The organism is Ensifer adhaerens, assembly GCF_002007205.1.
GTDB lineage: Bacteria > Pseudomonadota > Alphaproteobacteria > Rhizobiales > Rhizobiaceae > Ensifer > Ensifer adhaerens_D.
In genome coordinates, this window is the sequence record NZ_LAZS01000014.1 from 425,875 (window position 1) to 450,451 (window position 24,577).

The 24,577-nt window shown below is 63.0% G+C and carries 26 protein-coding genes; 10 read left to right on the forward strand and 16 right to left on the reverse strand.

Features of this window, described 5'->3' with window-relative positions; genetic code table 11:
* Positions 1 to 9: 9 nt before the first annotated feature.
* The 8 genes from tsaE to chvI all read right to left on the reverse strand — a co-directional run bounded on the left by tsaE (position 10) and on the right by chvI (position 9,876).
* Positions 10 to 1,521: a tRNA (adenosine(37)-N6)-threonylcarbamoyltransferase complex ATPase subunit type 1 TsaE gene (gene tsaE / locus XB14_RS32140; protein ID WP_077968595.1), complete on the reverse strand. Its 1,512-nt coding sequence runs from the start codon at positions 1,519 to 1,521 to the stop codon at positions 10 to 12.
* Complete coding sequence (locus XB14_RS32145; RefSeq protein ID WP_077968597.1) at positions 1,521 to 4,001, reverse strand: PAS domain-containing sensor histidine kinase; 2,481 nt, start codon at positions 3,999 to 4,001, stop codon at positions 1,521 to 1,523. The genes tsaE and XB14_RS32145 overlap by 1 nt, the downstream gene beginning before the upstream one ends.
* A gap of 306 nt (positions 4,002 to 4,307) precedes the next feature.
* Complete coding sequence (ahcY, locus tag XB14_RS32150) at positions 4,308 to 5,708, reverse strand: adenosylhomocysteinase (RefSeq protein WP_077968599.1); 1,401 nt, start codon at positions 5,706 to 5,708, stop codon at positions 4,308 to 4,310.
* Between the two features lie 166 nt (positions 5,709 to 5,874).
* Positions 5,875 to 6,165, reverse strand: coding sequence for an HPr family phosphocarrier protein (locus tag XB14_RS32155; RefSeq protein ID WP_043624332.1), 291 nt, complete (start codon positions 6,163 to 6,165; stop codon positions 5,875 to 5,877).
* On the reverse strand, positions 6,165 to 6,566 hold the full coding sequence (locus XB14_RS32160) for a PTS sugar transporter subunit IIA (protein ID WP_077968615.1): 402 nt from the start codon (positions 6,564 to 6,566) through the stop codon (positions 6,165 to 6,167). Before XB14_RS32160 ends, XB14_RS32155 begins: the two co-directional genes overlap by 1 nt.
* 156 nt (positions 6,567 to 6,722) lie before the next feature.
* Positions 6,723 to 7,181 carry an HPr kinase/phosphorylase gene (locus XB14_RS32165; protein ID WP_077968623.1) on the reverse strand — a complete coding sequence of 153 codons (459 nt, stop codon included), beginning with the start codon at positions 7,179 to 7,181 and terminating at the stop codon, positions 6,723 to 6,725.
* Positions 7,178 to 8,965 (reverse strand): stimulus-sensing domain-containing protein, encoded by a 1,788-nt coding sequence (locus XB14_RS32170; RefSeq protein ID WP_077968624.1) that lies wholly within the window; start codon positions 8,963 to 8,965, stop codon positions 7,178 to 7,180. Before XB14_RS32170 ends, XB14_RS32165 begins: the two co-directional genes overlap by 4 nt.
* Before the next feature lie 185 nt (positions 8,966 to 9,150).
* Positions 9,151 to 9,876 carry a two-component system response regulator ChvI gene (gene chvI, locus XB14_RS32175; protein ID WP_077968625.1) on the reverse strand — a complete coding sequence of 242 codons (726 nt, stop codon included), beginning with the start codon at positions 9,874 to 9,876 and terminating at the stop codon, positions 9,151 to 9,153.
* A gap of 323 nt (positions 9,877 to 10,199) precedes the next feature.
* On the opposite strand from chvI, the gene XB14_RS32180 reads away from it, so the two are divergent.
* The 5 genes from XB14_RS32180 (at position 10,200) to XB14_RS32200 (ending at position 14,064) form a co-directional block, all read left to right on the forward strand.
* Positions 10,200 to 11,810, forward strand: a complete 1,611-nt coding sequence (locus XB14_RS32180; RefSeq protein ID WP_077968712.1) for a phosphoenolpyruvate carboxykinase — start codon at positions 10,200 to 10,202, stop codon at positions 11,808 to 11,810.
* Positions 11,811 to 12,013: 203 nt separating this feature from the next.
* Positions 12,014 to 12,448 (forward strand): alternative ribosome rescue aminoacyl-tRNA hydrolase ArfB, encoded by a 435-nt coding sequence (arfB, locus tag XB14_RS32185; RefSeq protein ID WP_034801693.1) that lies wholly within the window; start codon positions 12,014 to 12,016, stop codon positions 12,446 to 12,448.
* A 78-nt stretch (positions 12,449 to 12,526) separates the two neighbouring features.
* Positions 12,527 to 13,000: a peptidoglycan-binding protein LysM gene (gene lysM, locus XB14_RS32190; RefSeq protein ID WP_077968626.1), complete on the forward strand. Its 474-nt coding sequence runs from the start codon at positions 12,527 to 12,529 to the stop codon at positions 12,998 to 13,000.
* Between the two features lie 2 nt (positions 13,001 to 13,002).
* Positions 13,003 to 13,440 carry a hypothetical protein gene (locus tag XB14_RS32195; RefSeq protein WP_077968627.1) on the forward strand — a complete coding sequence of 146 codons (438 nt, stop codon included), beginning with the start codon at positions 13,003 to 13,005 and terminating at the stop codon, positions 13,438 to 13,440.
* A gap of 12 nt (positions 13,441 to 13,452) precedes the next feature.
* On the forward strand, positions 13,453 to 14,064 hold the full coding sequence (locus tag XB14_RS32200) for an alpha-ketoglutarate-dependent dioxygenase AlkB (protein ID WP_077968628.1): 612 nt from the start codon (positions 13,453 to 13,455) through the stop codon (positions 14,062 to 14,064).
* Between the two features lie 14 nt (positions 14,065 to 14,078).
* Here the strand turns inward: XB14_RS32200 and coaA are convergent, their stop codons facing one another.
* The 7 genes from coaA to hisB are packed head-to-tail and all read right to left on the reverse strand — an operon-like array spanning position 14,079 to position 18,707.
* The gene (coaA, locus tag XB14_RS32205; RefSeq protein ID WP_077968629.1) at positions 14,079 to 15,071 is read right to left on the reverse strand and encodes a type I pantothenate kinase; all 993 of its coding nucleotides are present in this window, start codon (positions 15,069 to 15,071) and stop codon (positions 14,079 to 14,081) included.
* Positions 15,068 to 15,391, reverse strand: a complete 324-nt coding sequence (locus tag XB14_RS32210) for a phosphoribosyl-ATP diphosphatase (RefSeq protein ID WP_077968630.1) — start codon at positions 15,389 to 15,391, stop codon at positions 15,068 to 15,070. Before XB14_RS32210 ends, coaA begins: the two co-directional genes overlap by 4 nt.
* A 15-nt stretch (positions 15,392 to 15,406) precedes the next feature.
* Positions 15,407 to 16,183 (reverse strand): imidazole glycerol phosphate synthase subunit HisF, encoded by a 777-nt coding sequence (gene hisF, locus XB14_RS32215; protein WP_034802161.1) that lies wholly within the window; start codon positions 16,181 to 16,183, stop codon positions 15,407 to 15,409.
* A gap of 3 nt (positions 16,184 to 16,186) precedes the next feature.
* The gene (gene hisA, locus XB14_RS32220) at positions 16,187 to 16,924 is read right to left on the reverse strand and encodes a 1-(5-phosphoribosyl)-5-[(5-phosphoribosylamino)methylideneamino]imidazole-4-carboxamide isomerase (RefSeq protein WP_077968631.1); all 738 of its coding nucleotides are present in this window, start codon (positions 16,922 to 16,924) and stop codon (positions 16,187 to 16,189) included.
* Between the two features lie 29 nt (positions 16,925 to 16,953).
* Entirely contained in the window at positions 16,954 to 17,604 is a 651-nt protein-coding gene (hisH, locus tag XB14_RS32225; protein ID WP_077968632.1) for an imidazole glycerol phosphate synthase subunit HisH, read from the reverse strand.
* Positions 17,604 to 18,074 (reverse strand): DUF2628 domain-containing protein, encoded by a 471-nt coding sequence (locus XB14_RS32230; RefSeq protein ID WP_060521554.1) that lies wholly within the window; start codon positions 18,072 to 18,074, stop codon positions 17,604 to 17,606. The genes hisH and XB14_RS32230 overlap by 1 nt, the downstream gene beginning before the upstream one ends.
* A 24-nt stretch (positions 18,075 to 18,098) precedes the next feature.
* Entirely contained in the window at positions 18,099 to 18,707 is a 609-nt protein-coding gene (gene hisB, locus XB14_RS32235) for an imidazoleglycerol-phosphate dehydratase HisB (RefSeq protein WP_077968633.1), read from the reverse strand.
* Between the two features lie 227 nt (positions 18,708 to 18,934).
* Between hisB and hslV the strand changes: the two genes are divergently transcribed.
* The 5 genes from hslV (at position 18,935) to XB14_RS32260 (ending at position 23,914) form a co-directional block, all read left to right on the forward strand.
* Complete coding sequence (gene hslV / locus XB14_RS32240; RefSeq protein ID WP_051659613.1) at positions 18,935 to 19,492, forward strand: ATP-dependent protease subunit HslV; 558 nt, start codon at positions 18,935 to 18,937, stop codon at positions 19,490 to 19,492.
* Positions 19,482 to 20,006, forward strand: a complete 525-nt coding sequence (locus tag XB14_RS32245) for a GNAT family N-acetyltransferase (protein ID WP_077968635.1) — start codon at positions 19,482 to 19,484, stop codon at positions 20,004 to 20,006. Before hslV ends, XB14_RS32245 begins: the two co-directional genes overlap by 11 nt.
* Positions 20,003 to 21,307: an ATP-dependent protease ATPase subunit HslU gene (gene hslU / locus XB14_RS32250; protein ID WP_077968636.1), complete on the forward strand. Its 1,305-nt coding sequence runs from the start codon at positions 20,003 to 20,005 to the stop codon at positions 21,305 to 21,307. Before XB14_RS32245 ends, hslU begins: the two co-directional genes overlap by 4 nt.
* A gap of 193 nt (positions 21,308 to 21,500) precedes the next feature.
* Positions 21,501 to 22,445, forward strand: a complete 945-nt coding sequence (locus XB14_RS32255; protein WP_143348638.1) for a DUF1402 family protein — start codon at positions 21,501 to 21,503, stop codon at positions 22,443 to 22,445.
* A gap of 74 nt (positions 22,446 to 22,519) precedes the next feature.
* On the forward strand, positions 22,520 to 23,914 hold the full coding sequence (locus XB14_RS32260) for a cytochrome P450 (protein ID WP_077968642.1): 1,395 nt from the start codon (positions 22,520 to 22,522) through the stop codon (positions 23,912 to 23,914).
* Here the strand turns inward: XB14_RS32260 and XB14_RS32265 are convergent.
* Positions 23,868 to 24,557 carry a hypothetical protein gene (locus XB14_RS32265; protein WP_143348639.1) on the reverse strand — a complete coding sequence of 230 codons (690 nt, stop codon included), beginning with the start codon at positions 24,555 to 24,557 and terminating at the stop codon, positions 23,868 to 23,870. The two genes, XB14_RS32260 and XB14_RS32265, sit on opposite strands and share 47 nt — an antisense overlap.
* Positions 24,558 to 24,577 lie beyond the last annotated feature (20 nt).

Sequence of the window (24,577 nt, forward strand, 5' to 3'; positions counted from 1 at the left end):
GATTCTCTGTCAGTTCGCTGATTCGGAAACAAGGATTCCGGTCTTCTTACACCAGTCGTGCAAGGGTTTCAGCGATTCATGTGAAAGCGCCGCCTGAAGATAGGCGAAAGTGCGCGGCATGTGCTTCATGTAGCCCGGCTTGCCGTCGCGCTGCATCAGTCGCACCCAGATGCCGACGAGCTTGCAGTTGCGCTGCGCCGACATCACGTGCCAGTCGCGCAGGAACGTTGCCTCGTCGAAGTCGGCGCTTTGGCGCCGCTCGGCGAGGTAGGTCTCCATCATCCTGCTTGCGAGCGAAGGGGCGATGGTGACACGCGCATCCTGCACCAATGACGCGACGTCATAGGCGGTCGGGCCGATCATAGCATCCTGGAAATCGATGAGGCCGATACGGTCCAACCCTTCGCGTTCCCCACGCCAGATGATGTTCGGCGAATGGAAATCGCGCAGCAACAGGTTTGTTTCCGAGCTCTCGAGGAGATCGATCAGGCCATCCCAGATTTCGCTGTATTCGCGCTTCTCGTCGTCGCTTGCCGGCGCGCCGCGTTTCCACGGCAGGTACCAGTCGGTCAGGAGCCGAGTTTCGATCTTCATCGCCGTCCGGTCGAAATCCGCAATGCGGTGAATGACCGCCTTGTCGACACTGATATCGCGCTGTGCCTGCTCCGCGTGGAGGCGGGCGAGCAGCCGTGCGCTCTCGATGTAGCGCTCGTCGATCGGCTGTCCGTCCGCATCGAGAACGCCGTCCGAGCCCAGGTCCTCGATCAGCAGGATGCCCTGGTCGAGGTCGCGGGCGTAAATCGCCGGTGCCGCAAAGCCACGAGCGACGAGCAGCTGGTCGATGGCGACGAACGGAACGACGTCCTCGGCGATATGCGCCAGCTGCTGATAGTACTTCCCGTCCTCAAGGATCGGCCCCGGCTTGTGCCGCGGCGAATCCATCAGAATCCGGCTAACGGAGCCATCCGCCGGGTAAATGCGCTCATAGGCGCGGATCGAGGCGTCGCCGCTCAGGTGCCGGCGCCGCGCTTTCGAATGCCCGTTCCGGTCGAGAAAGTTGCGGATCGAAAGCGTGCGGGCAATGCGTTGCAGCGTGTCGTGAGGGGCGGAAATTTCGACGCGCCGCCCGTCGTTGTCATGGCTGATCGCGAGCGTGATGCGACTTGAGGGGAGCGCGTCGTCCGCGCGCTCGGGCCATTCAACCAGACAGATGCCCTGCGACAGCGCTTCATCGAAGCCGAGTTCGTCGAGCTCGCTGGAATCGGCCAGTCGGTAGAGGTCGAAATGCGCGACGGGTATGCGCAGGTCATAGCTCTGGACCAACGTGAATGTCGGGCTCGGCACCTCCAGTCCGTCGTCGTCGGCGACAGCCCTGAGAAAGGCGCGTGCGAGCGTCGATTTGCCGGCGCCGAGATCGCCCGAGAGGGCGACGCAGTCGCCGGGCTTCAGGGCCAGTGCCAGGTCTTCGCCAAGCTCGATCGTTGCCGCTTCGTCCGCGAGGAGGCGCTCGATCGCCGGCATTATTCGGCCGCTACGATCGTCGGGACCTCGGCCGAAGGGATGCGGCAGGTCACTTCCGTGCCTTCGCCTTCCTTGCTGCGGATCGAGACCGTGCCGTTATGCAGGCTGACGAAGCTCTCGACGATCGAAAGCCCGAGGCCCGCGCCGCCGCGCTGGCCGTGGCTTTCGAAGCGGTTGAACACGGTGTCGAGCACGTCCTGTGGAATGCCGGGGCCGCTGTCCAAAACCGAGAAGATGAAGTCGCTGCCCTCGCGGCGGCACGTCAGTTCGATGACGCTGCCATCGGGTGCGAAGTTCGCGGCATTGGTCAAGAGTTTGACGAAAATCTGCTTCAGTCGCTGCTGATCGGCGATCATCCGACCGAGATTGTCGGGGGCGGCGATCCGGAGCGTCACGCCGCTTTCGATCAGCCGGTCGGCCATCTGATGGGCGATGTCGTCAAGGAAGTCGGTGAGGCTGATGTCGGCCATGTCGAGCTGGACGATGCCGGCATCGACGGTTGCGAGATCAAGAATGTCGTTGACGATCGTGAGCAGCAGCGACGAGGACGTGGCGATGTGATCGACATATTCGGCCTGCCGCTCGTTGAGATCGCCGAAGGCGGGCGTCTTCAGGAGATCGGCAAAACCGATGATGTTGGTGAGCGGCGAACGCAGCTCGTAGGAAACGTGGTGGACGAAGTCGTTCTTCAGCGCATCGGCCTTGCGCAGCGCCTCGTTCTTTTCGGTGAGCGCGCGCTCGACCCGGACGCTGTCGGTGATGTTGACGAAGGTCAGCATCGTCTGGGCGTTCGGCAGCGGAATGACCGCGTAGTCGAGGATCAGCCCGGTCCTGAGTTCGAGGATGCCGCGGCTGGAGGGGCGTTCGTCGTCGAAGCTGGTGATGATGTGGGTGAACCGCTTCCAGCCGTCGGCCTGGTCGTAGGACATCAGGCAGGCCTGCTCGATCGCCTTGATATGCGTGCCGGGCTTGGCTTCCGCCTCGCTGATGCCCCAAATCGCGCGAAACGCCGGGTTCGACAGGCGAATGCGGCCGTCCGGGCCGAACACGGCGACGCCCTCGGCGAGATGATCGATGGTTTCGCCCTGGACCTGGACGAGGGTGTTGTAGCGCGTTTCGAGGTCGACCTTCTCGGTCAGGTTCTCGAACACCCAGGTAACGCCGCCCTGCGGGCGGGCGGTGGCAAAGACGCGCAGCGTCTGACCGTTCGGCAGGTGCCAGAGATCGCTCTGCGTATCGAGCGCCTGGTAGACCGACAGCGCGTTCGCCTTCCACTGTTTCCAGTTGAGCTGTTCCGGCAGCTGGCCGCCGGCGCGCAGCCGGTCGAGCACTTCGCCGTTGTCCGGCTTGCGCTCGAGGAAGCCGATGTCGAGGTTCCACAGGCGCTGGAAAGCCTGGTTATAGAACTGCAGGCGCTGGTTGCCATCGAAGATCGCGACGGGCGTCGCCAGATGGTCGAGCGTTTCCGCATGGCTCTTGAGCGTGCGGTTGAGCTCTTCGCGTACGGCCTCGATCCCCGACACATCGACCGCGATACCGGCCGAACCCGCGGCGCTGCGGGCGTCGACGACGTCGAAGAAGGTACGGTTGCCGCGCACGACGGTCGAGACCTTGTCGCGGAAAGGCGTATCGAAGGTCGAGACCGACCGGATCTTTTCACGCGCGACGGTCGCGAGCAGCTCGCGCCGTTCTGAGATGGCGGTCGCGACATTGGGCGCCTCGACGGCGTCGGCATAGGCTTCGTTGACCCAGACGAGCGCCCCGTCGGTGCCGCGCTGCCAGACGGGCAGGTCGATCGCGTCGAGAAGCGTATGGAAGGAGCGAAGCGCGGTATTGAGCCGATCGTGCTCGAGCTTCAGCTCGGCGAGTTCGGCGCGCATGTTGTTGAGCGCGATGAAGCGCACGAAGGCGCGTCCGCCGGAAACGCGTCCCTGGGCTTCCAGCACTTCGTTGCGCTGCGTCTCGATGACCAGATCGAAGCTGCGGGCCTGGGTGCGCAGCGCCTCGATCGATTTTTCCAGCTCGCCTGCGGACTGCGCCTTGACCCAGCGGCCGAAGGCCAGGAAGTCGCGGTCGTCGGAAGGTGCGCCGGTTTCGGCCGGCAGCTGGCCGAGCAGTTCGGCGCGTTCAAGCAGCCCATCCCAGATGACGATCCGGCGATTCTTGTCGGCGACCAGCGCCTGGTAGCGCGAGAGACGCTGGTTGGCGTCGGAAAGGTCGGACCTGAGCTCGCGGTTTTCCGCCTCGATGTTGCCGCGCTGACGGATCAGCCAGATCGCCGAAATCATCGCCGCGGAAATGACGCCGATCAGCACGGAGAAGGTGACGACCTCCGACGAGCCGAAGATGCCGGCCTTTTGCGGGGCAACCTGGGCAAGCGCGTCCGTGGCGGTGAAAAGGGCGGTGCCGGCCAAGAGGCGGCGCAGGAATTTCGGACCCTTGCGGCGGATGGCCGGAAAATCTGTCTGGTCTCTGTTCATGGCGCTGCCATCCCCGTCTGTCCGAAGGGTGCTGCCGGCCTTGCTGCGCCTTGCACAGTTCCACCGGGGCCCTGTTCAAGGGTCCGCGTCAGTTCCGTTTGCATCCCCGGTCTGTCTCCGTCTGTTTGCCGCTTATTCGACAAGACATCCCATCCGCGATGCCCAAGGTCCGCACCGGCATCACGAATCAATGGGTTAGAGCATACTTCCTAGTCGAATCGTCGGGAAGGGAGAGGCCCAAAAAAGCGGCCGCGCTCTCTTGTCAAGAACGCGGCCACAAGATGTTGTGGATTGCCCGGGTAAGGATTAGTACCGGTAGTGCTCGGCCTTGAACGGACCCTGCGTCTTCACGCCGATGTAGTCGGCCTGCTCTTCGGAAAGTTCCGAGAGCTTGGCGCCGAGCTTCTTCAGGTGCAGGCGAGCGACCTTCTCGTCGAGTGCCTTCGGCAGAACGTAGACTTCGTTCTTGTAGTTCTCACCCTTGGTGAAGAGCTCGATCTGGGCCAGCACTTGGTTGGAGAACGAGGCCGACATGACGAAGGACGGGTGGCCGGTGGCGTTGCCGAGGTTGAGCAGGCGACCTTCCGAGAGCAGGATCATGCGGTTGCCCTTCGGGAACTCGATCATGTCGACCTGCGGCTTGATGTTCGTCCACTTCAGGTTACGCAGCGCCGAGACCTGGATCTCGTTGTCGAAATGGCCGATGTTGCCGACGATCGCCATGTCCTTCATCTCGCGCATGTGGTCCATGCGGATGACATCCTTGTTGCCGGTCGTCGTGATGAAGATGTCGGCCGACGAGACGACGTCTTCGAGCTGAACGACTTCGAAGCCGTCCATGGCGGCCTGGAGTGCGCAGATCGGGTCGACTTCGGTGACCTTGACGCGGGCGCCGGCGCCCGAGAGCGAGGCAGCCGAACCCTTGCCGACGTCGCCGTAACCGCAGACGACGGCGACCTTGCCGGCCATCATCACGTCGGTGCCGCGGCGGATACCGTCGACCAGCGATTCCTTGCAGCCGTACTTGTTGTCGAACTTCGACTTGGTGACCGAGTCGTTGACGTTGATCGCCGGGAACGGCAGCAGGCCCTTGGCCTGGAGCTGGTACAGGCGGTTGACGCCGGTCGTGGTTTCTTCGGTCACGCCCTTGATGGCGTCACGCTGCTTGGTGAAGAATCCCGGCGAAGCGGCAAGGCGCTTCTTGATCTGCGCGAAGAGGATCTCTTCTTCTTCCGAACCCGGGTTGGTGAGCACGTTCTCGCCGGCTTCGGCGCGGGCGCCGAGCAGGATGTACATGGTGGCGTCGCCACCGTCGTCGAGGATCATGTTCGAGACGCCGCCATCGGCCCACTGGAAGATCTTGTCCGTGTAGGTCCAGTATTCTTCGAGCGTTTCACCCTTGACGGCGAAGACCGGAACGCCGCTGGCGGCGATCGCGGAGGCCGCGTGGTCCTGGGTCGAGAAGATGTTGCAGGATGCCCAGCGCACGTCGGCGCCGAGCGCAACCAGCGTCTCGATGAGGACGGCGGTCTGGATGGTCATGTGCAGCGAGCCGGTGATGCGCGCGCCCTTCAGCGGCTTCGAAGCGCCGAACTCTTCGCGGCAGGCCATCAGGCCCGGCATTTCCGTTTCGGCGATCGCAATTTCCTTGCGCCCGAAATCGGCAAGTCCGATGTCGGCGACGATGTAGTCCTGAGTGGTGGTCATGGAGTTCTCCGGGCTGATCTCTTCAAGCCGCGCGGCTTTGGCCAACTTCGCGGCGCGATTATGCCTCCCACGTCTATACGACGCGGTGAGAGTGCGACCGATCTATCAGGATTCCAGGTGGAGAGCAACCTCGATATAAAGAAGTCTTTATATCTTTATATTGCCGTCAGATTTCTTCGCCGAACTTGTCGGCGACCAGTGCGTCGAGCGCGTTCAGCGCCTCTTCGGCCTGCGCGCCGCTGGCGGTCACGCAAACGCTGCAGCCGGTGCTGGCGGCCAGCATCATCAGCCCCATGATCGAGGTTCCGCCGACGGTCATGCCGTCCTTCGAGACGGTGATCTCGGCGTCGTAGGCTTCGACCGTCTGCACGAACTTCGCCGACGCCCGCGCATGCAGGCCCCGCTTGTTGATGATCAGCAGTTCGCGCGTCAGCGACATGTCGGGGCGATGGTCCATTATTTTCCACTCAGGACGCGGCTGGCGACGTTGATGTACTTCCGCCCGGCTTCCGAGGCCTCGACCAGTGCCTTGTCCATGTCGCTTTCGCCGCGCACGCCGGCAAGCTTGATCAGCATCGGCAGGTTGACGCCGGCGATCACTTCGACCGAGCCGCTGCGCATCACCGAGATGGCGAGGTTGGAGGGCGTCCCGCCGAACATGTCGGTCAGGATGATGACGCCGTTGCCTTCGTCGACATTGGTGACCGCGTCGAGGATATCCTGCCGACGCTGGTCCATGTCGTCCTCGGGGCCGATGCAGACGGTCTCTATAGCTTTTTGCGGACCGACAACATGCTCAAGCGCATGTCGAAATTCCTCAGCCAGCTTGCCATGGGTGACAAGCACAAGTCCGATCATGGGTATCTTCGCTCCAACTGCACACGCAATTCACTGATGGCCAGATATCGCAATGCAGCAATTTCGTCCACCTGTTGGGGAGGGCATCTTGGCAAGGAAAAGGCGAAGTGCAAGCCAAAAATGCCGAAAATCCGGTCGCGCTGACGGTAAAGCGGGCTAGAAACCTATTTTTTCGGCGATGAGCGCCTGCAAAATATTGAGAACCTGCACGCTCTCTTCAACGGGAACGCGAACAATCGGCAATGCTCGCCCGAGTGGCAGGGGCAATGTCTCGTCTTCCGGCGGTAGCCGCGGGTCGAAAGGGGCGGCGACCGGCAGCATGGCCCAGTCCATCACTGCGGCAGGCACGGTTTCGATCGTGCCGATGCCGGCCCCGCGGATTTCGATGAGACCGTGAATGGACGGCGGGCAGCGGGCCACGATCCTGTCGCGCTCGAGCGAAAGATCCACCCGGTCGTCGGCGACGAGTGCTGCGAAGTGCCCGGCCTGCCGGGCAGCCGTGATGCATGCAAGCGCCAGCCTGGATTTACCGGTGCCGGACGGGCCGGTGATCAGGAAGCCGCGCGTCCCGAGCACGATCGCAGTGCCGTGGACATTGGCTCGGGCCGCCGTCACGCGTGCGGCTCGGCGGGAAGGGACAGGATGAAGCGGGCGCCGGTGATGCGGCCATCCGGTGCGGCGATGTTCTCGGCCTTGAGCGTGCCGCCGTGCGCTTCGGCGATCTGCCTGGAGATCGACAGGCCGAGGCCGGAGTTCTGGCCGAAATCCTCGCCTTCCGGGCGGTCGGTATAGAAGCGCTCGAAAATGCGGTCGATGTCTTCGGCCTGAATGCCGGGACCGTTGTCCTCGATATAGACGAGGCAGCGCGAGCGCGAGCGTGTAAGGCGCACGACGATCCGCCCGCCGTCCTCGGGAACGAAGGATCGGGCGTTTTCGATCAGGTTGGTAATGATCTGGCCGATGCGCAGGTCATAGCCGCTGACGGCGAAGCGCGCCTTGGGACTGTCCTTGCGGTCGATGACAAAATCGAGCAGCACCGACTTCTTCTTGCTGCGCACCTGGCGCGAGATGTCGACGAGGTCGCCGAGCAGCTTTTCGAGGTCGATGATCTTGGCGTCGCTGCGGGCAAGCTCCGCATCGAGCCGCGAGGCGTCCGAGATGTCGCTGATCAGGCGGTCGAGGCGGCGCACGTCATGCTGGATCACGTCCATCAGACGCTTCTTCGATTCGTCGGTCCGCGCCAGCGGCAGCGTCTCGACGGCACTGCGCAGCGAGGTGAGGGGGTTCTTCAGTTCGTGGCTGACGTCGGCGGCAAAGTTTTCGATCGCGGCGATACGGTCGTAGAGCGCGGTCGTCATCTCGCGCAGCGCGACCGAGAGGTTGCCGATCTCGTCCTGACGCGAGGAGAAATCGGGAATTTCCTCGCGCTCCTTGGCGCCGCCGCGGCGCACGCGCACGGCGGCCGCCGCCAGCCGCCGCAGCGGATTGGCGATCGTCGACGACAGAAGCAGCGACAGGATGATGTTGACGAGGGCGGCGACGCCGAAGACCCGGATGATGGCGAGGCGCTCGGCCTGGACGATCTTGTCGATGTCGCCGGCCTGTGTCGAAAGCAGGAGCACGCCGAGCACGGCGCGGAAGCGCTGGACGGGCACCGCCACCGAAACGATGAGTTCGCCCTTCTCGGTGACGCGCTCGACATAGCCGCGCACGCCCGTCAGCGCGTTGGTGACTTCAGGATAGATTGCGCCGTTGCCACCCGGCGGCTCCTTGTAGAGCGGCAGGTTGCCCGGCTGCAGCAGCTTGTTCAGCCAGCTGTTGAGCTTCTCGCCGATGCCCGACGATTCCGGCTCGATCGGCGGCAGGTCGAAGCGCAGCACCTGGCCGCCGCTATAAAGATGGCGCGAATCGAGCAGCAGGTCGGCATCCGCGTCGAACAGGCGGGCACGGGTGCGCGTCGGCGAGATCAGGCGCCTCAGAACCGGGGCGACGCGCTCCTGGATGATCGGAAAATCGAGATCCTCGTCGCTCGGCAGCGGCGTGATGCTCTGGCCGGCCTGCAGTTCCAGCAGCTTTTCGGGATCGATGGTGATCGAGTTGGTGTCGACAGAGGCCGACGCCGAAATCGCGCCGGCAATGATTTCGCCCTGGGTCAAAAGGCTTTCGACGCGGGCGTCGATCAGTCCCTCGCGGAACTGGTTGAGGTACATGATGCCGCCGACCAGAACGACGAGCGCCACCAGGTTGAAGAAGACGATGCGGCGGGTGAGGCTCGAAAAGACGGCATTGCCGAAGAGACGACGAATGAGCGTGAAGGGATGCGCCCAGCGGCGCTGGCCCTTCTGTGCCTGGGCACGCCCGTCAGTATCTTCGATGTCGCCCTGCAAGACTTCTACCAAATGTCCCGCTCCCGCGCGGACTGTCCTTCATAATCGTTCGATAACGGCGGCGCTGCCGGCCGGTTGCGCCGCCTTCCATGGTTTTGATCCAAAAACGGCGGAGATCGTGTCGGGCCTCAGACGAAGCCATCACCATCGCGCCGCTTCAAATGCGCCACTCTGGGCGCGATGGCAAGCCCCGTGGCTCAGGCGGATTCCCGGAAACGATAACCGACACCGTAAAGCGTCTCGATCATGTCGAAGTCGTTGTCGACCATCTTGAACTTCTTGCGCAGCCGCTTGATGTGGCTGTCGATGGTGCGGTCGTCGACATAGACCTGCTCGTCATAGGCCGCGTCCATCAGCGCGTCGCGGCTTTTAACCACGCCCGGGCGCTGCGCCAGCGAATGAAGGATCAGGAATTCCGTCACCGTCAGCGTCACCGGCTCGTTCTTCCAGGTGCAGGTGTGGCGCTCCTGGTCCATGACCAACTGGCCGCGCTCGAGCGAGCGCGACGGTGCGTCGGAAGCCTTCGTGGTGTTTGTCGTGCTGGCGGCCGCGGCCTCGCGGTTTGCGGCGCGGCGCAGGATCGCCTTGACGCGCTCTACCAGCAGGCGCTGCGAAAACGGCTTGGTGATGAAGTCGTCGGCCCCCATCTTCAGGCCGAAGAGTTCGTCGATCTCTTCATCCTTGGAGGTGAGGAAGATGACCGGCAGATCGGACTTCTGCCTCAGGCGACGCAGCAATTCCATGCCGTCCATGCGCGGCATCTTGATGTCGAAGATCGCAAGCTGCGGCGGCCGGGCAAGCAGGCCTTCGAGCGCGGAAGCGCCATCGGTATAGGTCTCGACCTTGTAGCCCTCCGCCTCCAGGGCGATGGATACGGACGTCAGAATATTCCGGTCATCATCGACAAGCGCGATGGTCTGCATCGTGTTCAACTCCGTCTTTTGAGGTGCCGGTCCGTCCCCGAAAACTCCGGCATTCGCGAGTCACGGGTGCGTTAGTGAGTATAAAGGTGGAACAAATTGTGGCGAAGACCAAAAACCGTCTTTCTTAACGGTAGGATAAGTCCTCTCAGACCGGTGTTCGACAGACCGATTTCAACCGATTAAAAAAACGATAATTTTCTTTAAATCGATTAATATACTGAAATCATTATTCTTTTTTTGACGCCGCCTTGTTTTTGAGCGAGCATGCAAGTAAGGTCCGGCGAAATTCAACGCCAATGGCCAAACACGAAGGAAGCTTGACCATGGAGCAACTCGGCACTCGCAATCTCGCGAACGGCTTGGAAAAACTCGGCTTTACCGACCTCGAAACGGTTCGGTACAACCTCGAAGCCGCAGAGCTTTATGAGGAAGCTCTTCGCCGCGGCGAGGCCGAGCTGACGGCGCATGGCGCGCTCGTCGCCCGCACCGGCCAGCACACCGGCCGGTCACCGAAGGACAAGTTCGTCGTTCGCGATGAAAACACCGACGACCAGATCTGGTGGGACAACAACAAGCCAATGTCGCCGGAGCATTTTGCCCTGCTGCGCAAGGACATGCTCGAACATGCCAAGGGCATGTCGCTCTATGTCCAGGACCTCGTCGGCGGCGCCGATGCCGACAACGCACTGCCGACCCGTGTCGTCACCGAATATGCCTGGCATTCGCTGTTCATTCGCAATCTCCTGATCCGTCCGGCCCGCGAAGCGCTCGGCTCGTTCCTGCCGAAGCTGACGATCATCGACCTGCCGAGCTTCAAGGCCGATCCGGAGCGTTACGGCTGCCGCACCGAGACGGTCATCGCCTGCGACTTCACCAATGGCCTGATCCTCATCGGCGGCACCTCCTATGCCGGCGAAATGAAGAAGTCGGTCTTCACCGTCCTCAACTACCTGCTGCCGAAGAAGGGCGTCATGCCGATGCACTGCTCGGCAAATGTCGGCCCGGCCGGTGATACCGCGATCTTCTTCGGCCTTTCGGGCACCGGCAAGACGACGCTTTCGGCCGACCCGACCCGCACGCTGATCGGCGATGACGAGCACGGCTGGGGCGAACAGGGCGTCTTCAACTTCGAAGGCGGCTGCTATGCCAAGGCGATCCGCCTGTCGGAAGCGGCCGAGCCGGAAATCTACGCCACGACCCGCCGCTTCGGTACCGTCATGGAAAACGTCGTGCTCGACGAGCGCCGCGTTCCTGATTTCGACGATGGCTCGCTGACGGAAAACACCCGCTGCGCCTACCCGCTCGACTTCATCCCGAACGCCAGCGCCACCGGCACGGCACCGCAGCCGCGCACCATCATCATGCTGACGGCAGACGCCTTCGGCGTGATGCCGCCAATTGCCAAGCTGACGCCGGAACAGGCGATGTACCACTTCCTCTCCGGCTACACGGCCAAGGTCGCCGGTACGGAAAAGGGCGTCACCGAGCCGGAAGCCACGTTCTCGACCTGCTTCGGCGCCCCGTTCATGCCGCGTCATCCGTCGGAATACGGCAACCTGTTGAAGGACCTGATCGCCAAGAACGGCGTTACCTGCTGGCTGGTCAACACCGGCTGGACCGGCGGCGCCTACGGCACCGGCAGCCGCATGCCGATCAAGGTGACGCGCGCTCTGCTCGCAGCCGCACTTGACGGCTCGCTCAACGCTGCCGAACTGCGCACCGACGCCAACTTCGGCTTTGCCGTTCCGGTCTCTGTCCCGGGCGTCGACGACGGCATCCTCGACCCGCGCTCGACCTGGGCCGATGGTGCAGCCTATGACGCACAGGCCCGCCGCCTGGTCGACATGTTCATCGCGAACTTCGCCAAGTTCGAGAGCCATGTGGACGGCAGCGTTCGCGACGCGGCTCCCGGCACAAAGATCGCCGCCGAATAAACATTGTCGGCTATGATTCACGTGAAACCCGGTCCTCGTGGCCGGGTTTTTCGCTTTTGCGCTTGCTGTATGTCGCCTTGAATCCTCTTCGATCTAAGGGGAGCCAAAGTGCTACGGCGACCTTTGCGCGTCTGATGAGACGCGCGGCGCCGCAGTGTTTTCAACGGGTTCGCTCTGTGCCATAGATCGGGCCGAGGTGAACCATGGCCAGCGACCCGCTCTACATAAACGACAATATCGTCCTTGCCGGCTGGGAGCTGACGGAGCAATTCGTGCTGGCCGGTGGCCCGGGCGGGCAGAACGTCAACAAGGTGTCGACCGCCGTTCAGCTCTTTTTCAACGTCCAGGCGTCTCCGGCGCTTTCCGACCGTATCAAGGCCAATGCCCTGAAGATCGCCGGCAAGCGCGCCTCGAAAGAGGGCGTGCTGATGATCGAGGCGAGCCGCTTTCGCAGCCAGGAGCGCAACCGCGAGGATGCGCGCGAGCGCTTGAAGGAGCTGATCCTCAAGGCTGCCGAACCCCCGCCGCCGCCGCGCAAGAAGACCAAGCCGACGCGCGGCTCCGTCGAGCGGCGTCTCAAGGAGAAGTCCGGGCGCGGGGAGATCAAGAAGCTCCGGGGCCGGCCTGGAGGCGATTGATTCTTTTTGCCGCTCCCTTGCCTTTTGGCGGGCAGCGCCCTCTCTTATCGAGCAGTGTTTTCGCAAAAGGAGATATTCATGGGTCTTTTCAGCTTTATCAAGAACGCCGGCAAGAAGCTTGGCATCGGCGGCGATGACGATGCTCCGGATGCCGAAAGCGTTCAGAAGGAACTTGCATCCCACGATCTCGGCACCAAGGACGTGCAGGTCGAAGTGGCCGGTGACAAGGTCGTGCTGAAGGGTGTCGTGAAGGACCAGAGCGTCTTCGAAAAGGCCGTCGTCGCCGTCGGCAACACGCTCGGCGTGTCCGCGGTCGAGGCCTCCGAACTCAAGGTCGCCGATGCCGGCGCAGCACCTGCTCCGGCAAAGGAGCCCGTCTTCTATACGGTCAAGAAGGGCGATAACCTCTGGAAGATTGCCGAGGCGCAGTACGGCAAGGGCAAGGGCGCCAAGCACACGGTGATCTTCGAAGCCAACAAGCCGATGCTGACCCATCCGGACAAGATCTATCCCGGCCAGGTTCTGCGCATTCCGGAGCTGGATGCGGCCTGAGCGTGTCCTTCGGGCGTTCTCTCGTCGTTGCCGCGCTGGCGAGCCTCTGGCTTGCCGGCGTTTCTGTGGCGCAGCCTTTCCGTGAACCCGCCAAGGGCAGTACGGAGCGTTCCGCCATCCTCGACGCGATCCGTCCGGCGGTCGAGGCGGAGATGCGCGGACCCGTCGAATTCGTCGTCACCACCATGCGTGCCGCACCCACCTGGGCCTTCACGCAAGTCGAGCCGCAACGGCCGGGTGGCGGATCGATCGACCTATCTCAAACCGGGTTGCGCGACGAGGCAGACATGATGGATGGTCTGACGGTGTTCGCACTCGTCAGCTTCCAGAATGGCCGCTGGAACCTGGTCGATCACGTCGTTGGGCCGACCGATGTCGCCTATGCCGGCTGGCCGCTTCGCTACGGCGTGCCGGCGGCACTTCTCGGCCTGGAACAATAAGGACTGCTTCTCATGCAGGTGCTCCCGAAAGGGGTCAGACATATTCCGGGCTATCTCGATCGCGCCCGGCAGGAGCAATTGGTCGAGGCCATCCGCCTTGTCGTTGCCGAGGCACCGCTCTTCGTGCCGGAAATGCCGAAGACCGGCAAGCCGATGTCGGTGCGCATGACCAATTGCGGTTCGCTCGGCTGGGTCACGGATCGCGATCGCGGCTATCGTTACCAGGCTCAGCATCCGCTGACCGGCCGGCCCTGGCCACCCATGCCGGATGTGCTGATCGACATCTGGAATGCGGTTTCCGCCAGCCAAAAGGCGCCGGAAGCCTGTCTCGTGAACTTCTATTCCGAGGAAGCCCGCATGGGCCTGCACCAGGACCGCGACGAACGCGACCTCGAAACGGCCGTCGTGTCGATCTCGCTCGGCGACAGCTGCCTGTTTCGTGTCGGCGGCAACACGCGCGGCGGCCAGACCATGTCCTTCCGGCTGGAAAGCGGCGATATCGTCGTGCTCGGCGGGGAAGGGCGGCTCGCATTCCATGGCGTCGACCGCATCTATCCGAGCACGTCGACGCTGCTGAAGAATGGCGGCCGGGTCAATCTGACACTCCGCCGCGTCAATCCCTGAGATGCACCGAAAGCTCAGAGCTTCCTGAGCGCCACCTTTTCCGTCAGATGGTTCGGGCCCTTTTGCAGGATCAGGTCGGCGCGCGGGCGCGTCGGCAGGATGTTCTGGTGCAGGTTCTTCAGGTTGATGTTGTGCCAAAGGCCTTCGGCAATGGCCCGGGCCGCATCCTCGCTGATCGTCGCGTAGCGGTGGAAATAGGATTCCGGGTTCTTGAAGGCGGTTTCGCGCAGCCGCATGAAGCGATTGACGTACCAGCTGTGGATCAGGCTTTCCTCGGCATCGATATAGATCGAGAAGTCGAAGAAATCCGAGACCATCGGCACGATCTTGCCGTCGGCCGGCAGGTTGCGCGACTGCAGCACGTTGATGCCTTCGAAGATCAGGATATCCGGCCGGTCGATGACCGTGTACTGGTCGGGCAGCACGTCATAGGTCAGGTGCGAGTAGCTCGGCGCCTTGACGTTCGGCTGGCCGGCCTTGATCGCCGACAGGAAGCGCAGGAGCGCGCCGACGTCGTAGCTCTCCGGAAAGCCCTTGCGATCCATCATGTTTTCGCGCTGGAGCACGGCGTTCGGATAGAGAAAACCGTCTGTTGTCACCAGGTCGACCTTCGGGCTCGACGGCCAGCGCGCCAGGAGCTGCGCCAGGATACGGGCCGTCGTCGACTTGCCGACGGCGACCGATCCGGCAATGCCGATGACGAAGGGGGTCTTCGTCTCGGACATGCTGAGGAAGCGCTTGCGCTGCTCGAAGAGCATCTGCGACGATTCCACATGGGTCGAAAGCAAGCGCGACAGCGACAGGTAGATCTGCCGGACCTCACCGAGATCGACTGGGTCGTTCAGCGAGCGCAGCCGCTGCACTTCGTCGGCCGTCAGCGTCAATGGTGTATCGGCGCGGAAGCGCGACCATTCCTCGGCGGTGAAGAAGTGATAGGGCGAATAGTCCCGCTTCTGGAGGTTGTCGGGAAGGTCGGCTGCTTCGATGTCTTTCGCCGCGATCGTCATGGGGTCTGCCGATTTGCCTTTTCCTGCAGGCCGGATTGGTTGGTCCGCCGCTGAAGTTCGTCGAGCACATCCTGCAACGGGACGTCGGCGATCTTCAATACGACCATCAGATGATAGATGAGATCGGCGCTTTCGGCGACGAGATTCGCGCGGTCGTTGCTGATGGCCGCGATCACCGTCTCGACCGCCTCTTCCCCGAGTTTCTTGGCCGCCTTCGGCTGGCCGCCCGCGACCAGCTTTGCCGTCCAGGATTGGTCCGGTGCCGCCTGCGCGCGTGTCGCGACGATGGCCTCGAGATCGGAAAGTGTGAAATCAGCCATGGGAGATCCTGGAGCTCAGTCGAGGCGCATGGCGATGCCATGCTCGGCCATATAGCGCTTGGTTTCGCCAATGCTATAGGTGCCGAAGTGGAAGATGGAGGCGGCAAGCACGGCGGTCGCGTGACCGTCCTTGATGCCGGCGACCATGTGGTCGAGTGTGCCGACGCCACCCGACGCGATGACGGGCGCGCGGACCGCGTCGGCGACGGCGCGGGTAAGCGCGATGTCGTAGCCGCTCTTGGTGCCGTCACGGTCCATCGAGGTCAAAAGGATCTCGCCGGCGCCAAGGTCGACGACACGGCGGGCAAAATCGATCGCGTCGATGCCGGTCGGCTGGCGTCCGCCATGGGTGAAGATCTCCCAGCGATCCGCTTCGCCATCCGTCGAGACCTTCTTGGCGTCGATCGCGACGACGATGCACTGGTTGCCGAACTTGTCGGCCGCTTCAGCGACGAATTCCGGGTTTTTCACCGCGGCCGTATTGATCGACACCTTGTCGGCGCCGGCCAGGAGCAGCTTGCGGATATCCGAGACCTGGCGCACGCCACCGCCGACGGTCAGCGGCATGAAGCATTGTTCGGCGGTGCGGGCGATAACGTCGAAGATCGTCTCGCGATTGTCCGAGGAAGCGGTGATGTCGAGGAAGCAGAGTTCGTCGGCGCCGGCAGCGTCATAGGCGCGGGCCGCTTCTACCGGGTCACCGGCGTCGATCAGGTCGACGAAGTTGACGCCCTTGACGACACGGCCGTCCTTGACGTCGAGGCAGGGGATAACGCGGGCTTTAAGCGTCATGGGTCAAGCCTTTCTCGCAGCGCGGATCAGGTCCAGCGCCTCCTGCGGGTCGATGCGGCCGTCATAGAGCGCGCGGCCGGAGATGGCGCCTTCGAGCTTGCGTGCGTCCGGCTCGACCATGCGGCGGATATCGTCCATCGAGGCGAGACCGCCCGATGCGATGACAGGAATGGAAACCGCATCCGCGAGTTCCAGGGTCGAGGGCCAGTTGATGCCCGTCAGGATGCCGTCGCGGTCGATGTCGGTGTAGATGATCGCCGAAACGCCGGCGCCTTCGAACTTCTTCGCAAGCTCGATCACGCCGAGTTCGGAAGCCTCGGCCCAGCCTTCGACGGCAACCTTGCCGCCCTTGGCGTCGATGCCGACGGCGACCTTGCCGGGGAATTGGCGGCAGGCCTCGATCACGAGCGCCGGATCACGGACGGCGATCGTGCCGAGGATGACGCGGGCAAGCCCGCGCGACAGCCAGTTCTCGATGTGCTCGAGCGTGCGGATGCCGCCGCCGAGCTGCACCGGGTTCTTGGTCGCGTTGAGGATGGCATCGACAGCCGCGCCGTTGACCGTCTCGCCGGCAAAGGCGCCGTTCAAGTCAACGACGTGCAGCCACTCGAAGCCCTGGTCTTCAAAGGCACGGGCCTGGGCCGCCGGGTCGGGGTTGTAAACCGTCGCCTGGTCCATGTCGCCAAGCTTCAGGCGCACGCATTGCCCGTCCTTCAGGTCGATAGCGGGAAAAAGGATCATGGGTCTGTCCAATCGAGAAAGGCGGAGGCTCAGGGCTTCCAGCGCAGGAAATTCGAGATGAGGGCAAGGCCGAGCGCCTGGCTCTTTTCCGGGTGGAACTGCGAGCCCGCCTTGTTGCCGTTGGCGACGAAGGCCGTGACCGGTCCGCCATAGTCCGCCTCGGCAACGATGTCGTCGGCATTCTCGGCCGCCAGGTGGTACGAGTGCACAAAATAGGCATGCAGGCCGCCTTCGCCAACCTGGATGCCGTCAAACAGCGGGTGGGCGCGCTTGAGCGTCAGCGTGTTCCAGCCGATCTGCGGGATCTTCAGCGTGGTGTCGGCAGGCGTCATCTCGACGACATCGCCGGGGATCCAGCCAAAACCATGGGTGATGGTCTTCTCCAGCCCGCGCGACGACATCAGCTGCATGCCGACGCAGATGCCGAGGAAGGGTCGCCCAGCCTGTTCGACCGCCTCGGTCAACGCTTGCTCCATGCCGTCGACGGCAGCAAGGCCGCGGCGGCAATCGGCATAGGCGCCGACTCCCGGAAGCACGATGCGGTCGGCGCTCGCCACCCGTTCCGGCTTGTCGGTAAGGTCGATCTCGGCTGCAATGCCGGCTTCGCGGGCGGCCCGTTCGAAGGCCTTGGTGGCCGAGCGCAGATTGCCCGAGCCGTAATCGATAATGGCGACGCGCATCAGCGTTCTCCGTAGGAATCAAAAAGGCCGAGGCCGGGGCCGCCACTTGAGGGCTTGCGCACGGTCCAGTCGGCCGGGGAGGGGGCGGCGGGCTTGGTCTCATTCGAAGCCAGGCTCGTGAAATAGATCTCTTCGGCCGCTTCGAGATTGGGCGCCGGAACGATGGAACGCAGCGTCCAGTCGCGGGCCGTCAGGCTGCGTGCCACCAGAACAGGCCCTTCGAGCGCCACCACCAGCCGAAGCGCGAGCTGCGCCAAGAGAGATGGCAAGAAGCCGCTTTCGTGGTTCGACAGGAATATTAACGAGATCTGCAGAACAGCAACTGCGATTCCGATTGCCCATTGACGCTTGGCGAGAAGCCAGAGCGCCGGGAAAAGGAAGGCCCACCAGGAAAAGCCGTCGGCGACGAAGCGCGCGCGCTCGTCGTTAGCGCGTGCACCCGGCGGGGTGAGGATCATGTAAGAAGCCATGAGTCAAAGCCAGTGACTGGCCGCTTAGGCAAGGGTCCCCTTGGTCGAGGGAACGCGGCCGGCCTGGCGCGGGTCGATTTCAGTTGCGGTGCGGAGCACGCGGGCGACGGACTTGAAGCAGGTCTCGGCGATATGATGGTTGTTGGCGCCGTAGATGTTCTGGATATGCAGCGTGATCCCGGCATGCTGGGCAAGCGCCTGGAAGAATTCGCGCACGAGTTCCGTGTCGAAGGTGCCGATTTTCGGCGACGTGAAGATCACGTTCCAGACGAGGAACGGCCGGCCGGAAACGTCGACTGCCGCACGCGTCATCGTCTCGTCCATTGCGAGGTCGAGCGAGGCATAGCGGGTGATGCCGCGCCGGTCGCCGAGCGCCTTGGCGAGGGCCTGGCCGATGGCAATGCCGGTATCCTCGACGGTATGATGATCGTCGACATGCAGGTCGCCGTCGGTCTTGATCTCCATGTCGATGAGCGAATGGCGGGCGAGCTGGTCCAGCATATGGTCGAAGAAGCCGACGCCGGTCGAAATCTTCGAGACGCCGGTGCCGTCGATATTGACCGATACGGACACCGCGGTTTCGTTGGTCTTGCGCGAAACCTCTGCAGTGCGGCTGGACGTGGCTTCTGCCATCGGGCTCTCCTCAAGTGGCTGACGCGGCTCCTTATCAGGCAAAAGCTGAAATATCCAGAACTTGAGCGGTCGATTCGAATCATCCGGCGACGGGCGCCGAACGAAGATTGCGCCCGCAGCCTGTTGCCATTTGCAAACCTGTCTGCCGTACTTACATAGGCCTCAAGCAACCAGGCTCGTGTCACGAGCCGCAATGCCCCGCGTATCAGGGGCCTACGGGTAACTTCATGAGCGAACACAATCCCTACGGAACGATGCATGCGACGACCATCATCACGGTACGCAAGGATGGCAAGGTGGTGATGGCCGGCGACGGCCAGGTGAGCCTCGGCCAGACCGTGATGAAGAGCAATGCGCGCAAGGTGCGGCGCCTCGCCAAGGGCGACGTGATCGCCGGCTTTGCCGGCGCGACGGCTGACGCCTTCACGCTGCTCGAAAGGCTCGAGGCCAAGCTTGAGCAATATCCCGACCAGCTGATGCGGGCAGCCGTCGAGCTTGCCAAGGACTGGCGCACCAACAAATATCTGCGCAATCTCGAAGCGATGATGCTGGTCGCCGACAAGTCGATCACGCTGGCGATCACCGGCAATGGCGACGTTCTCGAACCCGAGCACGGCACCATCGCCATCGGATCGGGCGGCAACTATGCCTTCGCCGCAGCCCGCGCCCTGATGGACAGCGACAAATCGGCCGAGGACATCGCCCGCCGGGCGCTGCAGATCGCCGGCGACATCTGCGTCTATACCAACCACAATATCGTCGTGGAGACACTGGATGCCCAATGAGCCCGCGCATGTCAGCTTCGTGCCGGTGGTCGATGACGATCTGCCGTTGCTGCATGCCTGGCTGAGTGAACCGCATGTGCGGCAATGGTGGGGCGACCCGGACAAGGAAGTGGTGCTGATCCGCGAAGGCTGCGCGTCAGGAGAAGTGGAAGGTTTCATCTTCCACGTGGCCGGCGAGCCGGCGGGCTACATCCAGTCCTGGGTGCCGGCCCAGTACCCGGACGACGAGCCCTGGGCGAAGGACATGCCGGCCGATGTGCCCGGTATCGACATCTTCATCGGCCCGGCGGAACTGACGGGTAGGGGCGTTGCATCGCTGGCGGTCAGGGCCTTTGCCGAGCGGCTCTTTGCCGCCGGCGCGCCCCGCGTCGTGATCGACCCCGATGCCGGCAACCGAAGGGCTGTCAGCGCCTACGCCAAGGCCGGCTTCGTACCCTATGCAGAATGGATTGATGCATCCGGCCGCACGCTCCTGATGGAGCTGACGCGGACCGAGTTTGAGAGGACTACATGAGTACGTTTTCACCCAGAGAGATCGTGTCGGAGCTCGACCGTTTCATCATCGGCCAGAAGGACGCCAAGCGCGCCGTGGCGATCGCGCTCCGCAACCGCTGGCGCCGCCAGCAGCTCGGCGACGAGCTGCGCGACGAGGTGATGCCGAAGAACATCCTGATGATCGGGCCGACCGGCGTCGGCAAGACCGAAATTTCCAGGCGGCTGGCCAAGCTCGCCGGCGCGCCCTTCGTCAAGGTCGAGGCGACCAAGTTCACCGAGGTCGGCTATGTCGGCCGCGATGTCGAGCAGATCATCCGTGACCTCGTCGAGGTCGGCATCGGTCTCGTGCGCGAAAAACGCCGCGCCGAAGTCAAGGCGAAGGCGCACCAGAACGCCGAGGAGCGCGTGCTCGATGCTCTGGTCGGCGCCACCGCATCGCCGGCAACGCGCGACAGTTTCCGCAAGAAGCTGCGGGCCAACGAGCTCGACGACAAGGAAATCGAGATCGACATCGCCGAGACCGGTGCGCCGGGCGGGTTCGAAATTCCGGGCATGCCGGGCGCCAATATCGGCGTGCTGAACCTTTCGGAAATGTTCGGCAAGGCGATGGGCGGCCGCACCAAGAAGGTCAAGACCACGGTCAAGGCTTCCTACGGCATGCTGATCGACGACGAGTCCGACAAGCTGCTCGACAACGAGCAGATCCAGCGCGAGGCCATGAAGGCAGTCGAGGACGACGGCATCGTCTTCCTCGACGAGATCGACAAGATCGCTTCGCGGGAAGGCGGCATGGGGGCGGGCGTATCGCGCGAAGGCGTGCAGCGGGACTTGCTTCCGCTCGTCGAAGGTACGACGGTTGCCACCAAGTATGGGCCGGTCAAGACCGACCACATCCTGTTCATCGCGTCCGGCGCCTTCCATGTGTCCAAGCCCTCGGATCTCCTGCCGGAGTTGCAGGGCCGCCTGCCGATCCGCGTCGAGCTTCGGGCACTCACCAAGGAAGACTTCCGCCGCATCCTGACGGAAACCGAGGCCAGCCTCATCCGCCAGTACAAGGCGCTCCTGGATACCGAAGAGGTCAAGCTCGATTTCACCGACGACGCGATCGATGCGCTCGCCGATGTCGCGGTGCAGTTGAATGCCACGGTCGAGAACATCGGCGCCCGCCGGCTGCAGACGGTGATGGAGCGCGTGCTGGACGAGATCTCGTTCAACGCCCCGGACCGCGCCGGTCAGGAAGTGACGATCGATGCCGAATATGTGCGCAAGCACGTCGGCGATCTCGCCGCCAACACCGATCTGTCGCGCTACATCCTGTGACATTTCGGTCGTGGGGGCGTGCAAACGCCCGCAACCCTGAATACGCAGGCCGCCTGTCTCTCGACAGGCGGCCGCATTTTTTCTAACACGGACCCGGATACCGATCGTGGTCCGGGCATTTTTCCGACATGATCTTGGCGTAGGAGCGCCCGCCGACGGAGGCAGCCTCCACCAGTCACAGGAAGAAGAGATCGTGCGTTTTACCGCCTGCATGCTCGCTATCGCCACGTTTTGCCTGACCGCAAGCCAGACATTCGCCGCGACCGACGTCCCGCCGGGCAACCGCAACGTCGAGCAACCGGCGATCCCTGGCGCATCCGTGCGCCGCACCAAGGCCGGCCGCACCTCCTTTGACGCCAAGTTCGAGAAGGTCCGCGATCTGCTCGCGACCGACAAGCAGCTGATCAGCAAGATCAAGTCCGTGTCGCGCGCCTATGGCATCGCGCCCATCCACATGGTCGGCGCCATCGTCGGCGAGCATACCTACAATGTCGACGCCTACGACCGGCTGCAGTCCTACTACGTCAAGGCGGCTGCCTATGCCGGCAACAGTTTCCAGTTCGGCCATGACGGCGAGACGGTTGCCGAGTTCGTGGCGCGTCCGCAGTTTTCCGAGTGTGGCGCCAAGAAGGGCGCCTATGCGCTCTGGAGCTGCCGCGAGCGCGTCTGGGACAATGACTTCCGCGGCAAGTCCGTCGGCGGCAAATCCTTCCCGAACAACCGGTTCAGCGCCGTGTTCTTCCAGCCGTTCTTTGCCGGCCAGACCTTCGGGCTCGGCCAGATCAACCCGCTGACGGCGCTGATGCTGACGGATATCGTCGCGAAGACGTCGGGCTACGATCGCCTGGACGAGAACAACGCTGCCGGCGTCTATGAGGCGATCATGGATCCGGATGTCTCGCTCGCTTACATGGCCGCCTCGATCCGCCACTCGATCGACGCCTACAAGTCGATCGCCGGCGTCGATATCTCCACCAACCCGGGCGTCACCGCAACGCTCTACAATGTCGGCAATCCGGATGGCCGTGCCGCAGCACTTGCGGCGAAAATCCAGGGTGGACAGGCGCAATGGCCGGAGGAAAACTATTACGGCTGGCTCGTCAACGACAAGCTTTCGGAGCTTGAAAGCCTGCTGTGATTCACGTGAAGCACTTTCCTTGATTGCGCCGTAAAAACCTGAAATCCTGGCACAATCGAGAAAAGGCGATCACCATGGACATGCGTCCGGAGCCCTTCGAGCCGCCGGCTCCCATTCCTCGCGTTGGCATTCCTTCCTACCTGAAGATCATCAGGACCGTCCTGCGCAATCCGCTCGAGCTCTGGGGCGAGCCGTCCTATACGTTGCCCTGGATCGAGACGAAGTTCGTCACCCAGCGCACGCTGATCGTCAACGATCCCGGCCTCATCCGACATATCCTCGTCGACAATGTCGCCAACTACGAAATGTCGAAGGTGCGTCGGCTGATCCTGCGGCCGATTCTGCGCGACGGGCTGCTGACGGCGGAGGGCGAGGTCTGGAAGCGCTCGCGCAGGGCCATGGCGCCGGTGTTCACGCCGCGCCACGCCAAGGGCTTTGCCGGGCAGATGCTGCGCAGTTCGGAAGCGTTCGTCGAGCGTTATGTCGAAGCCAAGAAAGCTCCGTTCACGACCAACCTCGCCAACGACATGACGGAACTGACCTTCGACATCCTCGCCGAAACGCTGTTCTCAGGCGAAGTCGCCGTCGAGCGGGATGGGTTCGTGCAGAGCGTCGAGGAGTTGCTGCACCGCATGGGGCGCGTCGATCCGATGGATATCCTGCTCGCGCCGGAATGGATTCCGCGCCCGACGCGCATCGGCGGCCGGAAGGTGATGAACCGCTTCCGCTCGATCGTGTCGGAGACCATGGCGCTTCGCCGCCGCAAGATGGTGGAGGACCCCGAGGGCACGCCGCAGGACTTTCTGACCCTGCTTCTGGAGATCGAGGGCAGCCAGGGTCTTTCGACCGCCGAGATCGAAGACAATATCCTGACCTTCATCGGCGCCGGGCACGAAACGACCGCCCGTGCACTCGCCTGGACGCTCTACTGCGTCGCCAACACGCCGGCCTATCGCGAGATCATGGAAGCCGAGATCGATGCGGCGATTGCAAGCGGTGCCGAGCCGGTCGAATGGCTCGGCCTGATGCCGCATGTGCTCGCCGCCTTCGAGGAGGCGATGCGGCTCTATCCGCCGGCGCCGTCGATCAACCGCGCCGCGATCGAGGAAGACGAATGGACCTCGCCGTCAGGCAAGCGCGTGCGCATCCCCAAGGGCATCGCCGTGCTGATCATGCCCTGGACGCTGCATCGCCATGTGCTCTATTGGGACAAGCCGCGCGCCTTCATGCCCGAGCGCTTCCTGCCGGAAAACCGCGAGAAGTTGCACCGCTACCAGTATTTGCCCTTCGGCGCCGGCCCGCGCGTCTGCATCGGCGCGACTTTTGCCCTGCAGGAAGCGGTGATCGCGCTGGCGGTGATGATGCACCGCTACCGCTTCGATATGACAGCGGAAACCAATCCCTGGCCGGTGCAGCGGCTCACTACTCAACCGCGGGGCGGCTTGCCGATGAGGGTTTCGGCTCGCTGAAGGTCTTGCCGGGAATCGGTGACTGAACGGAACGCACTGGAGAATCCGCCGGCTTCGGCTGCTGCAGCATTTTCGACGGCTTCTTGATCGTCTTGATCTGCGCGCAGGTGGCGTCGCCGACATTGTCGCAGGGCTTGTAAACCACGATCTCGCTGCCGGCGCCATCGTCCCAGACGGCCTGGATCGTCAGGGTTTGCGCGGTTTTCGCGGGCAGGGAGATATAGACGTACTCGGCCGTTTCGTCGCCCGGCAGGTTGAAGGGCAGCTGCGGATTGCACTTCGCCAGCGGAAATCGCTGGTCGAGCGCGTCGGAATTGATCGAGTAGCGGATTTCCGATAGCCGGCAATGCATCGTCTGCAATGCGGTGAAATAGATCAGCTGCCGGTCGTCATAGTCGCGAAACTGGATCCATCCAGTCTGCTTGTTGGCGTCGAGCATCGCCTTGTAGATGGCGACCTCGGGGAGTTGCGGCTTGTATTCCTCTTCATCTGCATCCTGTGCGCGGGACCAACCCGCCGAAAGGCAGAGGATGCCCGCCGATAGCAGCGAGGCGAGAAGCAGCGGACGGCGGCGTTCGAGCATGCGATGGACCCCTGCCATTGTCACCGGTGTCGCTGAACTCATCGTCGATGTCTGCGACACGATGGTTTTCTCCTGAAATA

Excerpts from the sequence above, each read along its gene's own strand:
- hisF (WP_034802161.1), bottom strand. The coding sequence starts at position 16,183 with ATGACGCTTAAAGCCCGCGTTATCCCCTGCCTCGACGTCAAGGACGGC.
- ahcY (WP_077968599.1), bottom strand. The coding sequence starts at position 5,708 with ATGACCACCACTCAGGACTACATCGTCGCCGACATCGGACTTGCCGAT.
- XB14_RS32245 (WP_077968635.1), top strand. The coding sequence starts at position 19,482 with ATGCCCAATGAGCCCGCGCATGTCAGCTTCGTGCCGGTGGTCGATGAC.
- XB14_RS32155 (WP_043624332.1), bottom strand. The coding sequence starts at position 6,165 with ATGGACCATCGCCCCGACATGTCGCTGACGCGCGAACTGCTGATCATC.
- XB14_RS32260 (WP_077968642.1), top strand. The coding sequence starts at position 22,520 with ATGGACATGCGTCCGGAGCCCTTCGAGCCGCCGGCTCCCATTCCTCGC.
- tsaE (WP_077968595.1), bottom strand. The coding sequence starts at position 1,521 with ATGCCGGCGATCGAGCGCCTCCTCGCGGACGAAGCGGCAACGATCGAG.
- XB14_RS32200 (WP_077968628.1), top strand. The coding sequence starts at position 13,453 with ATGCAGGTGCTCCCGAAAGGGGTCAGACATATTCCGGGCTATCTCGAT.
- lysM (WP_077968626.1), top strand. The coding sequence starts at position 12,527 with ATGGGTCTTTTCAGCTTTATCAAGAACGCCGGCAAGAAGCTTGGCATC.
- XB14_RS32210 (WP_077968630.1), bottom strand. The coding sequence starts at position 15,391 with ATGGCTGATTTCACACTTTCCGATCTCGAGGCCATCGTCGCGACACGC.
- hslU (WP_077968636.1), top strand. The coding sequence starts at position 20,003 with ATGAGTACGTTTTCACCCAGAGAGATCGTGTCGGAGCTCGACCGTTTC.
- XB14_RS32180 (WP_077968712.1), top strand. The coding sequence starts at position 10,200 with ATGGAGCAACTCGGCACTCGCAATCTCGCGAACGGCTTGGAAAAACTC.
- XB14_RS32145 (WP_077968597.1), bottom strand. The coding sequence starts at position 4,001 with ATGAACAGAGACCAGACAGATTTTCCGGCCATCCGCCGCAAGGGTCCG.
- arfB (WP_034801693.1), top strand. The coding sequence starts at position 12,014 with ATGGCCAGCGACCCGCTCTACATAAACGACAATATCGTCCTTGCCGGC.
- XB14_RS32230 (WP_060521554.1), bottom strand. The coding sequence starts at position 18,074 with ATGGCTTCTTACATGATCCTCACCCCGCCGGGTGCACGCGCTAACGAC.
- hisA (WP_077968631.1), bottom strand. The coding sequence starts at position 16,924 with ATGATCCTTTTTCCCGCTATCGACCTGAAGGACGGGCAATGCGTGCGC.
- hslV (WP_051659613.1), top strand. The coding sequence starts at position 18,935 with ATGAGCGAACACAATCCCTACGGAACGATGCATGCGACGACCATCATC.
- XB14_RS32160 (WP_077968615.1), bottom strand. The coding sequence starts at position 6,566 with ATGATCGGACTTGTGCTTGTCACCCATGGCAAGCTGGCTGAGGAATTT.
- hisB (WP_077968633.1), bottom strand. The coding sequence starts at position 18,707 with ATGGCAGAAGCCACGTCCAGCCGCACTGCAGAGGTTTCGCGCAAGACC.
- chvI (WP_077968625.1), bottom strand. The coding sequence starts at position 9,876 with ATGCAGACCATCGCGCTTGTCGATGATGACCGGAATATTCTGACGTCC.
- coaA (WP_077968629.1), bottom strand. The coding sequence starts at position 15,071 with ATGACGATCGCGGCGAAAGACATCGAAGCAGCCGACCTTCCCGACAAC.
- hisH (WP_077968632.1), bottom strand. The coding sequence starts at position 17,604 with ATGCGCGTCGCCATTATCGATTACGGCTCGGGCAATCTGCGCTCGGCC.